The sequence below is a fragment of the Synechococcus sp. WH 8109 genome, from assembly GCF_000161795.2.
In the GTDB taxonomy this organism is placed as follows: Bacteria; Cyanobacteriota; Cyanobacteriia; order PCC-6307; family Cyanobiaceae; genus Parasynechococcus.
Window position 1 is genome coordinate 872,278 of sequence record NZ_CP006882.1, and the last position, 9,688, is coordinate 881,965.

Consider the following 9,688-nt stretch of genomic DNA (forward strand, 5'->3'; position numbering starts at 1 on the left):
AGCAGGTTTGCGGAATCCACGTTCAACTTGCTGGGTTGATTAGACCCTGCGCATTCAACGCGGTGGCGCTGTGAAAGACGAATCGTTCTGCATCGAATTTGCGTCCTCCTTGGCATTGATGTTGCTGGAGCTCAACGCAGAACTTCTTGAGTTTGCAGACGAAGCATCCAACGTCAAAGCAGAGCTTTCTGTTGTAGAACTTGAGCGTGCCTGCTGATGGTGGATCGCATTCGTGCCGTCTTTGCTGATGCCCAAACGGAGGGTATGTATCAGCTGTGTGACGTCATCAATGCAGCGCGTGATCTTGCACCGAATTCAGATTTTCAGGCCTGTTACGACCTTGTGATCGCATCCGGCGGCCCTGAAGTTGAAACCTGGATCAACTTCACGGTGACCACAGCCACCCGCTTCGATCTTGATGATCAACCCGAGCCAGAACAGTTTCTTTCCGTTCTCGAGGAGTGTTGTGATGCCCGTCGAGAGCAGCAGCGGGCTCAGCCTTCGGAATAACGAAGTGCCTTGAGGCCCATCACCAGATGGGTGCGAAAACTTCCCAGCGCCATCACCTGCTTGGGCGATCGCGTGTCGCTTACAGCATCGCCCTGGTCTTCAATCCAACGCAGCAATTCCTGGGTTTGGTCGGCCCATGCACTCAGTGCTGCGCGGAGTAATTCGTCATCGCTGAGTCGCCCTTCAGGAACGGCGGATGTGTCCATCGCCGCTTTCAGCAAGGCGTTGAGTTGCTGATGACTCAGCGCGTCAGGAACAAAGGGATCAGGATCGATGCTTAAGAGAATCTTTAGGCGTTCTTCGACCGTAGTTCAGGGGTATCGGTTGCGACCACCCGTGTTTTGGCTCATTGCGTCAGCGTGATCGAGCTTGATCCGGGTCAACGCTCAGCCCGCGGGTGGCGAGGGCCAGGCGCCGGGCTGCCAACAGGGCTGGATAAGCCAGTGCTGAACGTTGGTTGTCACTGAACAGCTTGGCCAGCAGTCCGAGCAGGGGATCGCTGGGGTTCATGCGCCGGCTGAGTTCTGCAATGGCTTCGCTGCCATGCCACTTTTGCTTCCCTTCGATTAGCACGGCGCCATTGCGCAGAGGCAGTCCGAGGGCATTGAGCTCGCGACGGATCTTGTGATCGGCGCGCCCGTCAACAATGCGCAGGTTGGGAGCACCCGCCTGGAGCTCACTGCGGAGGGCGAACTCTCGACAGAATGGGCATCCGCCGTCGTAGATGAGGGTCAACAGCATTGCTGAATTCTGTCGCGAAGGGCCTGGGCCTGGCGTTGTTGATGCTCTGCTTTTTTGCGGGTCCCCAGCCGTCATGGGCCGATTGGATCTGCGATGGGGATCGACTCAGTGTTGAGATCACGCGGGGAGCCGTCGATCTCACCGGGCTGGCGGAAGGCATTCCCAACACTTTGGAGGGAAGCCTGCCGGGTGACGGAGTTCTGCTGCGCTGGCGCGATGTGGAGTTGCAACTACCGCGCACCAACAATGCAGGTGCCCCCAGTTACACCGACGGCCGTTGGTGGTGGCGGGTCGTTGATGAATCAGCGCCTGAATTTTGGGAACGCCGCGGCACGGTGATTCGCCACCAATGTGAGCTGATCTGAGCCTTCGTCCTGCTACCGCCGTTTTCGCTTGCGGCGGTTGGCCTTGCGCGTTCCTCCATAGCGATAACCAGCTTGTTCGCGAAAGTTCGGCCAGCAGGTTTCGCATACCAGGATCCAGTCCGCGAGTCGGGCGGTGCTCACCCGGAAATGCACGTCCCCCGGCTGTCTGCAGTGATCACAACAGAATCTTTTGTTTTTCCACAATTGTTCAACCGACCCCTCTGGCGGATCGGTGCCTTGAAGCTTCTCCTGAGGATTGGTTGCTTCGTTCACAGCAGGGAGCGCTTCGTTGCCACTTGAGGCGTTTTCGAAATCACCGATGCATTTGTTGCTTGAAATCAACGGCCAGCACAGCGTTCTTCACATTGAACGGCATGATGTGCCGGGGACTGCTGAGCGCCTGAGGCTTGTTTTCCACGCCGATGGCCAAAACCACTGTGCTCGCCAGGATCAGTTGTTTTGGCCCTGTGGAAAAGCTGTGTATAACTCTACGAATCGCTTGGAACTTGGGCGTTGATGGAGGCTTTTAGGGCGGCCATCTCGTGGGCGGTGAGGTGAGCTTCGACGGCCTCAGGGGTGTTGTTCCGATAGTGGATCCATGCCTCGTAGCAATGTTCTTGTGTTGCTGATGGGTTCTGACCTTCACTAACTCCTGTGCTGAGCAGAAGCTCTTCAATCCTGGCCAGCCGAGCTTCGATCCGGCTCAAGCGGCTGCCGATGGCGTCGTCTTGTTGCGTCACCTACTGATGGGCGGTGGGTCCCGTGATTGTTGCGGAGAGCGTCTGGGTTGACGCTGTAGTACATGCGCACTAAAACAGATGTACTGCTCCGAAACTCATGGCTGCGAGTTCTCCTTACGCCACCTTCCGTGCTGACGAGTGGATGCGTCATTCCTTGATCCGACCCCGCAAGGCTTTTCCGGCGGCAGCCTCAGCCGTGGCGAAACCTCGTGCCAGGACCACCCCTTCTGTTCGAGCCTGTGATGCCGTGCAGGGGGAGCTTTTTCTGTTTCCTGTCGTGATCTGCTGAGCCTTGGTCTCTGCGACAAACATTTGCAGGAGTCGCTGTTTGCCCCCTGTTCTGCCAGGGTGACAAGTGGTTTTTATAGCTAGACCATGCTGTTGTTCGCCTCCCAGACAGCTCCAGGCGGTCCGACTGTCATTCTTCCGGCCCTGCTTATCACCGGGCTTCTCGTCGCAGCATCCCAGGCGTTCGTTCCCAAGGGCGGCGACAAGAACTGAGCCCTGCCGATCGCTTCTTCGAAGGGCTGAGAGAACATCAGCCCCGAAAGCATTGGCATCAAAAGCCGGGGTTTCGGTGTTATCCCGGCTGCGGGGTCATTTCGTTCGTTTTTTGGCGTGGCCCAAAACAACCATGAAAAAGGCGGGGGTGTCCCTGCTCCAATCATGGATGGGACTTTGGCTTCAGTACACGTCGTAGCTGACGCCGCGGTAACGCAATTCCCGCCCACCGCTTGGGTGCTGTTGTTGGTCGATCGGTTCGTAGGCGACGCCGCGATAGCGCAGCACCTTGGTTTTGCTCCCCACCGGGGTGTGGACCCGGTCGGTGTGGTCTTGGTGGCGGTAGGCCCGTGCCATCTGTGTTCTGGCCGTTTCGATGGCCTGATTGCGCACAGTCCGTGCCTTGATCAGCTGAAGGGTGTTCATCTCTCTCTTGCGCGGTGCCCACGCCCCCGTTGCCTGGCGTGGATCTGACTGCGGCCTGTTGATGAGGCTCAACGTTGCCTCACCCTAGCCCCAATCTGTATCAACGGCTACTGTTTTCCTGCTTCTTTTGGGAAGGCGTTGCCAGCATGGTTCTGGATGAAGACAGCGCTTGTCTGGGGCAGTTCCTCTGGTGTGCATCTGCGGGCCGTCTGCGGCTGGCAAAACAACCCTGGCCGCCCGTCTGGCCGAGCAGCTGAGTGCCAGGGGCCGTCATCCCCTGCTGATCTCCTGCGACGACTACTACCGCTGTGGTTGGTCTCCCAGCTCGCGCTATGGCTTTGACACGGTCGATGCTATTGACGCGGATCAGCTGAGGTTGCAACTCAGCGCTGTTCGCTACCGCCAGTTGAACGCGCTGCGCATTTACGACATGCGCAGCCGCAAGGTCAGCTCCAGGTTGTTGCAGCACCCCTATGACCTGGTTCTGGTGGAAGGCTCCTACGGGCCACAGCATCTGTTGGGCGCTGTGCCCATCTCGCTGGTCGTATACGTCGAAACCCTACTTCTTCAGAGGTTGATCAAACGTCTCTGGCGTGATGTTCGCGAAAGGCAGAGGCCGGCTTCGTACGTGATTCGCCAGATGCTGCGCCAAATGCTCCCGGGTGAGCGTCGCTTCATTCAACCTTTGAAGTGCCGCGCAGATCTTGTTGTTCGGGGCTACAACTTTGATCTGGAGCCGATTCTCAGCAGAATTGGATAGCCGCTTAAACGCTGATCAGCCTCAGGGGCTCGTTTCTGCGTAGACCTTTGCGTAGCGAGATTGTTTGGTTGATAGTTTTTATGGTTTGCCTTGGCTGATTCGATCAACGGGTCTGCGTTGTAGGAAGAGAGACAACAGGCGCGAGATTTTCGCCATCCATCGACCCGGTGCAGCTTGTTACATCTAAAGAACCGCTGTTCTTTTCTTGGCTGAAGCAGGGTTAGGGCCTGAAGGTTCAGACAACGCCCAGCGGAAATCCATCAAGGATCGGGGCTTTCCTGCCGGGGACTGAGCCAGCAGGGGGCTCTCATTCATCCGATGAGTCCGAGAGGACCCCTTTTTCTTCTTGCAATCGAAGGGGCCGCTGTTCATTCACCCCACCTATTGGCGACAGGATCAGACCTTGTTTCCTTCGTCGTCCCAGTACTCGATTCTGTTCACTTCAAGGTCGTCTTGCTTGAGTTTGGCGGCGATCTCCCTGGCCCTCGCCCTCAGGTACAACTCATCGGTCACCAGGCTTTGGTAGATGATTTCCTCCAGGGTTTCTGCTGGAGCTTCTGAGACGATCTGCTTCACGTCGTCCTTGCTCAGCTTCACGTCAGTTCGAATGCTGACGGTCTGCTCGAAGTTGAACTCGATTTCGTTGATGACCGATTCCATGGGCTCACTGGCAGGCAAAAAGAAACCCCCGCCAAAGGCAGGGGTTCCAAAACGGCTCGCAGGAGTGTGTCCTTGTTTCCACCCTGTGAGGCATTTTCCTCACATCTCAACTATGCCAATTCAATGCATGCGATGGAATTGCTGATGGACAGCCTCGCAGTTGGCACCAGCGAGCTTTCTCAAAGTTCAATCGCGTCGCCCCAGGCCGGAGACGCGAGGCGCTTCCAGCCCTGGGTCTTCAAGGACGCCCAGAGTTGCTTTGCTTCGGCCTTTCGCAGATGTCGGCGTTCCTTCTGCAGGGGAGGGTCGCCAGGCAGGCGACGGCCTCTGTCGATAAAGACCTTCGGCTCATGGATCCATCCTTTCTGATCGCGATGGAATCGCCAGATCCAGCGGTCGTCGCTGTCAATCAGCCAGCCCTATCCCATGGCAATGCTGCAAGTACATCAGTACTAGCAATTATGGGCTTGGCCGGTCAAGTGGCCTTCTGGCTCAGGTCAAAGCCAACAAAAAGAGCAGGCCCCTCAGTCCACCCCCTCCGTGACGCATGAAAAGCGCCACTGCTTTCGTGATGCACTGTCCAAGACGTGTTGAAGCTTTGGCGGGTATTGATGCGCACACTTTTAGGCATTACTGCTTAGTAAGAACTGTTCTCTTCTGCGTGATTATTCGGGCGGCGCGAGCATCACTGCCAACGCTTCGGGGAGTTGAGCGAACGCAGGTTCCCTCGGCTGCGCCTCCTCCAAGCATTCATGGGAAGAGGTTGCGGATCCAGCTGCCTTGGCGCAGATGGTCTGATCTAGCTACCAACCCCTCAGGATCTTCCTCGTCATGGCCTCTTTCAACATCAGCATCGAGGGTGGTGCCAGCTTTTCGTGTCCTGATGACACGTACATCCTCGATGCAGCCGAGGAGGCCGGAGTTGATCTGCCCTATTCCTGCCGGGCAGGGGCCTGTTCCACCTGCGCCGGCCGTTTGGTGAGTGGCTCGGTGGATCAGACCGATCAGAGCTTTCTCGATGATGATCAGATCGGCCAGGGGTTTGCCCTCCTTTGTGTGAGCTACCCCACCGCTGATTGCGTGATCAAGGCCAACGCTGAAGAGTTGCTGTCTTGATCAGGGCTTGCGGGTGATTACAGGACGGCGCCGTTTCGGATAAAGCTCACGGCACATAGGGCAGACGGTTCCGTCGCAGCCCCGCGCTGTGCAGAACTCACGGCCCCAGAAGATGATCTGCAGGTGCAGTCGGTTCCAGTACTTCTTGGGGAAGAGGCGCTTGAGATCCTGTTCCGTGCGCCCCACACTGCTGCCGTCGCTCAATCCCCAGCGCTGGGCCAGCCGGTGGATGTGGGTGTCTACGGGGAAGGCGGGCACGCCGAAGGCCTGGGCCATAACCACGCTGGCTGTTTTGTGCCCCACGCCGGGTAAGGCTTCGAGCTCCTCAAAGCTCTGGGGAACGTCGCCGTCGTAGGCCGTCACCAGAATCTGGGCGAGGCGGCGCACGTTTTTGGCCTTGGTTTTCGCCAGCCCGAGCTGCCGGATGAAAGCGAGGATCTGCTCCTCTTCGAGTTCCGCCATGGCGGCAGGCGTCGCCCCGGCGGCAAACAGCGCGGGAGTTACCTCATTCACTTTCTTGTCGGTGCATTGAGCACTCAACAGAACAGCGATCAGCAGGGTGAAAGGATCGCTGTGATCCAGGGGGATGGGTGTTTCCGGGTACTGCTCGTGGAGGCGCTGCAGGATCACCTCCACCCGCTCAGACCTGCGCACGGGTTCTCAGTGGCTGGGGTGATCCTGGCGCTTCGGTGAATGCATCGCTTCGTTGCAGCGTTTCACTGCCGTTGCCGCGATTGTTTTAGGACTTATTGATGGGATTCTCGATCAGACCGGCTCAGCTCGCATTGCCCCTGTTGAACTGGAACCGTTCGGCGGCAGTGCTGCTAACTGTGTTGGCTGTGCTGCTGGCCTCCTGCCGCAGCCGAGAGCAGGACGTCACTGCGGATTCGCGCCCCAAGGTGCTCACCACCTTCACGGTTTTGGCCGATCTGGCTCGCAATGTGGCGGGTGATCGGTTGCAGGTGGCTTCGATCGTCAAGCCCGGTGCCGAGATCCACGGTTACCAACCCACCCCCAGTGACATCGAGCGCGCTAGCAAGGCGGATCTGATTGTTGAGAACGGGTTGGGGCTGGAGTTGTGGGCCCAGCGTTTCACGGCTGCAGCGGGGGATGTGCCCACCATCACCCTTTCGAAGGGGATGGAGCCTCTGCTGATCACGGAGGACGCCTATTCCGGCAAGCCCAATCCCCATGCCTGGATGTCCCTCCAGCGCACGATGGGCTACGTGGACCATCTGGAGCGGGCCTTCAGCCAACTCGATCCGGCCGGGGCTGAGGACTTTGCCGCTAACGCATCTGCCTACAAAGCCAAGCTCCAGGCCCTCGATGAGGAGCTGCGCATGGCGATTGCTGCGCTGCCGGCCCAGCAACGGCTGCTGGTGAGTTGCGAGGGAGCCTTCACCTATCTGGCAGAAGATTACGGACTCGAGGAGGCCTACCTCTGGCCGGTGAACGCCGAAAGCGAGATCACACCCAAACGCATGGCACGGTTGATAGACACTGTGCGAGAGCGGCAGGTGCCAGCCATTTTTTGTGAAAGCACCGTGAGCGATAAAGCCCAACGGGAGGTGGCAGCGGCGGCAGGGGCGCGATTTGGTGGAACCTTTTACGTGGATTCCCTCTCGCCTCCGGATGGACCTGCACCCACCCTGTTGGAACTGCAGCGGCACAATGTAGATCTGATCCGCAAGGGCCTGGACCTGTCCGAGAGCAACCGCTGATGCGCATTCAGGCCGACCAGCTCTGTGTGGACTACAACGGCACCGTTGCCCTGTACGACGCCAGCCTGCACCTGCCAGCCGGTTGCATCTGCGGTCTGGTGGGCATGAACGGTGCTGGCAAATCGACATTCTTCAAGGCCCTTACTGGGTTTGTGCGCCCCTCACGCGGCAGGATCCGGATCAACGGCAGCAGCGTTGCAGAAGCCCAGCGTCATCAAGCGGTGGCCTATGTGCCCCAGAGCGAAGGGGTGGATGCCCAGTTCCCCGTGTCGGTGTGGGATGTGGTGATGATGGGCCGATACGGCGCGATGAATCCTTTGCGGATTCCCCGCAGCTCGGATCGTGTCGCTGTGCGAGATGCCTTGACCCGGGTTGATCTGCTGGAGCTGGCCGATCGTCCCCTTGGCACCCTCTCCGGTGGTCAGCGTAAGCGCACTTTCCTGGCTCGAGCCATCGCCCAGCGCGCTGATTTGTTGCTCCTGGATGAGCCCTTCAATGGGGTTGATGTGCGCACTGAGCAGCTGATGGCCCAGCTGTTTCTTCAGTTCCGCGACGAGGGCCGCACGATCCTGATCTCCACCCACGACCTGGGCCACGTTCGTGATTTCTGCGATCTGGTGGTTCTGATCAACAAGACCGTTCTCGCCTACGGGGAAACCTCGGAAGTGTTCACCCCCGAGAACCTCGCCATGACCTTCGGTGGCGTGCCGCCTGATCTGCTGACGGGCAACAGCTCTCCGGAGGAGACGTTCTAATCAGAGCTCTCCCGCGTCAGTCGTTGTTTCCCGTGAGGCGTCGGGCATCAGGGCAATAAGGGCCTCCTCCAGGTCTTGCATGAACACCCGCATCGCCTCGCGACGGTTGCTGCGGTACTGATTCAGTCGAGGCCGCACGGGCAAGGCTCGTCCGAGCTGCACCTCCACCCGTTGTGGGCCAAGGCTGGGCTGCCCCTTCCATGGCTTGTCTTCGATCCAGCCGATCGCTTCTTCCACCAGCAGCAACATCTCGGCAAAGCGGTCAAAGTCGGGTCGATCACTGATGTAGTGACCGCTCACGCTGGTGAAGTGCTCCACCAGTCGCATGCGGGTGAGTTGGAGGTCGGCTTCCCGTGCCTCCGAGTCCGCCAGGCTCCGCTCCAGCGGCGGGAGCTGATTAACACCCTCCCTGTAAATCCGATCCCAGGCGGCCTGCTCGATCCGGCGGCAGCGCTCCTGAAGATTGCCGCCGGCACGCAGGCCGAAATGGGCCTCGGCTTTGGCCAAGCCATGCAAGCGGTAGGCATCAATTCGCTCGCTAAAGGTCTGAACTGGATCGGGCTTCAGCCGTTCGAGCTGCTCAAGGGCTTTGAGCAGATTCATGCCGATCTGGATCAGCCGGTCGCGGCTGGTGGTCTCGGAATTCTCCGGGCCAGCGTCGGGGGAGGCAATGCCGAGATGGCGTTCGAGGGAAGCCAACCGCGCCTTGAGGGCGATCCAATCAGGGTGCCTCCAGCTGTAGTGAATGCCAATGGGCAACACCTCCAGCGGCCGCTCGTCGTTGGCTCTCTCCAGATCCTCAGCGGCCCAGAACGCCATCTGGGCCACCCCCGGCTCCAAAGGAGCCATCTCGCCGGAGAGGTTGTTGGTGGCTCCTTCCGGTGCCACCACCAGTGGGTAGCGCCCTTGGGCCAGAGCCCCGCGGGCCTGGGCCAGCGCTGGGCGATCTAAGCGGCCGCGGTGGATGGCGATGCCGCCACTGCGTTGCAACAGCCAGCCGATCACCGGGCCAGCCCAGATCGGAATACCGCGGTCGTAGAGAAACCTCAGCTGGATGGGACGCAGTAGCTGCAGCTTGAGCCGCCGTGCTGCCCGGGGAATGCCGTTCCAGAACAGATCCGCCAGCACCACCGGATCACGTGTGCTGGGGTGACGAAAGGCGATCAGCAGATTGCAGGCCCCCGACTGCTGCGCTGCAAAGGCCTTGGCCAGGGCTTCTGCCGCATCACGATGGCTTAGCTCAAGGCCCTGACTGCGGAAGAGCAGTGGAAGCAGGCGGCTGACCACGGCCTGAACCATCCGGCTGGGACGGGTGGGCAGCCGGCGCAACGCGGGGCGGGCGTTCTGGGTGGAGGCGCGGGGCATCGAACCGACTGCAGCGCGCCCATACTGA

15 protein-coding genes are annotated in these 9,688 nt (G+C 59.4%); 7 read left to right on the forward strand and 8 right to left on the reverse strand.

Features of this window, described 5'->3' with window-relative positions:
• The first annotated feature begins 70 nt into the window (after nt 1-70).
• Nucleotides 71-217 (forward strand): hypothetical protein, encoded by a 147-nt coding sequence (locus Syncc8109_RS12560; RefSeq protein ID WP_006849999.1) that lies wholly within the window; start codon nt 71-73, stop codon nt 215-217.
• Nucleotides 217-510 carry a hypothetical protein gene (locus Syncc8109_RS04705; RefSeq protein ID WP_006851469.1) on the forward strand — a complete coding sequence of 98 codons (294 nt, stop codon included), beginning with the start codon at nt 217-219 and terminating at the stop codon, nt 508-510. The genes Syncc8109_RS12560 and Syncc8109_RS04705 overlap by 1 nt, the downstream gene beginning before the upstream one ends.
• Here the strand turns inward: Syncc8109_RS04705 and Syncc8109_RS04710 are convergent.
• Together Syncc8109_RS04710 and Syncc8109_RS04715 are read right to left on the reverse strand one after the other, a co-directional pair.
• Nucleotides 495-716: a hypothetical protein gene (locus Syncc8109_RS04710; protein ID WP_232202471.1), complete on the reverse strand. Its 222-nt coding sequence runs from the start codon at nt 714-716 to the stop codon at nt 495-497. The two genes, Syncc8109_RS04705 and Syncc8109_RS04710, sit on opposite strands and share 16 nt — an antisense overlap.
• A gap of 148 nt (nt 717-864) precedes the next feature.
• A complete protein-coding gene (locus Syncc8109_RS04715) occupies nt 865-1,251 on the reverse strand; it encodes a DCC1-like thiol-disulfide oxidoreductase family protein (RefSeq protein WP_006850173.1) in 387 nt (128 codons plus the stop codon).
• On the opposite strand from Syncc8109_RS04715, the gene Syncc8109_RS04720 reads away from it, so the two are divergent.
• Nucleotides 1,251-1,616 carry a hypothetical protein gene (locus Syncc8109_RS04720; protein WP_006851531.1) on the forward strand — a complete coding sequence of 122 codons (366 nt, stop codon included), beginning with the start codon at nt 1,251-1,253 and terminating at the stop codon, nt 1,614-1,616. The genes Syncc8109_RS04715 and Syncc8109_RS04720 overlap by 1 nt on opposite strands.
• Nucleotides 1,617-2,104: 488 nt before the next feature.
• Here the strand turns inward: Syncc8109_RS04720 and Syncc8109_RS04730 are convergent, their stop codons facing one another.
• Together Syncc8109_RS04730 and Syncc8109_RS04745 are read right to left on the reverse strand one after the other, a co-directional pair.
• Nucleotides 2,105-2,356, reverse strand: coding sequence for a hypothetical protein (locus Syncc8109_RS04730; protein WP_006851832.1), 252 nt, complete (start codon nt 2,354-2,356; stop codon nt 2,105-2,107).
• Nucleotides 2,357-3,040: 684 nt separating this feature from the next.
• Complete coding sequence (locus Syncc8109_RS04745; RefSeq protein ID WP_006851371.1) at nt 3,041-3,283, reverse strand: hypothetical protein; 243 nt, start codon at nt 3,281-3,283, stop codon at nt 3,041-3,043.
• Between the two features lie 169 nt (nt 3,284-3,452).
• Between Syncc8109_RS04745 and Syncc8109_RS04750 the strand changes: the two genes are divergently transcribed.
• Nucleotides 3,453-4,043, forward strand: a complete 591-nt coding sequence (locus Syncc8109_RS04750) for a uridine kinase (RefSeq protein WP_006850330.1) — start codon at nt 3,453-3,455, stop codon at nt 4,041-4,043.
• Nucleotides 4,044-4,439: 396 nt separating this feature from the next.
• On the opposite strand, the gene Syncc8109_RS04755 is transcribed toward Syncc8109_RS04750, so the two are convergent.
• Nucleotides 4,440-4,703, reverse strand: a complete 264-nt coding sequence (locus Syncc8109_RS04755; protein ID WP_006850566.1) for a hypothetical protein — start codon at nt 4,701-4,703, stop codon at nt 4,440-4,442.
• A 179-nt stretch (nt 4,704-4,882) separates the two neighbouring features.
• Complete coding sequence (locus Syncc8109_RS11685; RefSeq protein WP_071823107.1) at nt 4,883-5,116, reverse strand: DUF1651 domain-containing protein; 234 nt, start codon at nt 5,114-5,116, stop codon at nt 4,883-4,885.
• Between the two features lie 418 nt (nt 5,117-5,534).
• Here Syncc8109_RS11685 and Syncc8109_RS04760 point away from each other — a divergent pair, with 418 nt between their 5' ends.
• Complete coding sequence (locus tag Syncc8109_RS04760; RefSeq protein ID WP_006849985.1) at nt 5,535-5,819, forward strand: 2Fe-2S iron-sulfur cluster-binding protein; 285 nt, start codon at nt 5,535-5,537, stop codon at nt 5,817-5,819.
• Here the strand turns inward: Syncc8109_RS04760 and nth are convergent, their stop codons facing one another.
• The gene (gene nth, locus Syncc8109_RS04765; RefSeq protein ID WP_006851036.1) at nt 5,820-6,473 is read right to left on the reverse strand and encodes an endonuclease III; all 654 of its coding nucleotides are present in this window, start codon (nt 6,471-6,473) and stop codon (nt 5,820-5,822) included.
• Between the two features lie 131 nt (nt 6,474-6,604).
• Here nth and Syncc8109_RS04770 point away from each other — a divergent pair, with 131 nt between their 5' ends.
• Together Syncc8109_RS04770 and Syncc8109_RS04775 are read left to right on the forward strand one after the other, a co-directional pair.
• Nucleotides 6,605-7,540 carry a metal ABC transporter solute-binding protein, Zn/Mn family gene (locus tag Syncc8109_RS04770; RefSeq protein WP_006850450.1) on the forward strand — a complete coding sequence of 312 codons (936 nt, stop codon included), beginning with the start codon at nt 6,605-6,607 and terminating at the stop codon, nt 7,538-7,540.
• Complete coding sequence (locus Syncc8109_RS04775; RefSeq protein ID WP_006850175.1) at nt 7,540-8,295, forward strand: metal ABC transporter ATP-binding protein; 756 nt, start codon at nt 7,540-7,542, stop codon at nt 8,293-8,295. The genes Syncc8109_RS04770 and Syncc8109_RS04775 overlap by 1 nt, the downstream gene beginning before the upstream one ends.
• On the opposite strand, the gene Syncc8109_RS04780 is transcribed toward Syncc8109_RS04775, so the two are convergent.
• Entirely contained in the window at nt 8,296-9,660 is a 1,365-nt protein-coding gene (locus Syncc8109_RS04780) for a 1-acyl-sn-glycerol-3-phosphate acyltransferase (RefSeq protein ID WP_006851577.1), read from the reverse strand.
• Between the last annotated feature and the right edge of the window lie 28 nt (nt 9,661-9,688).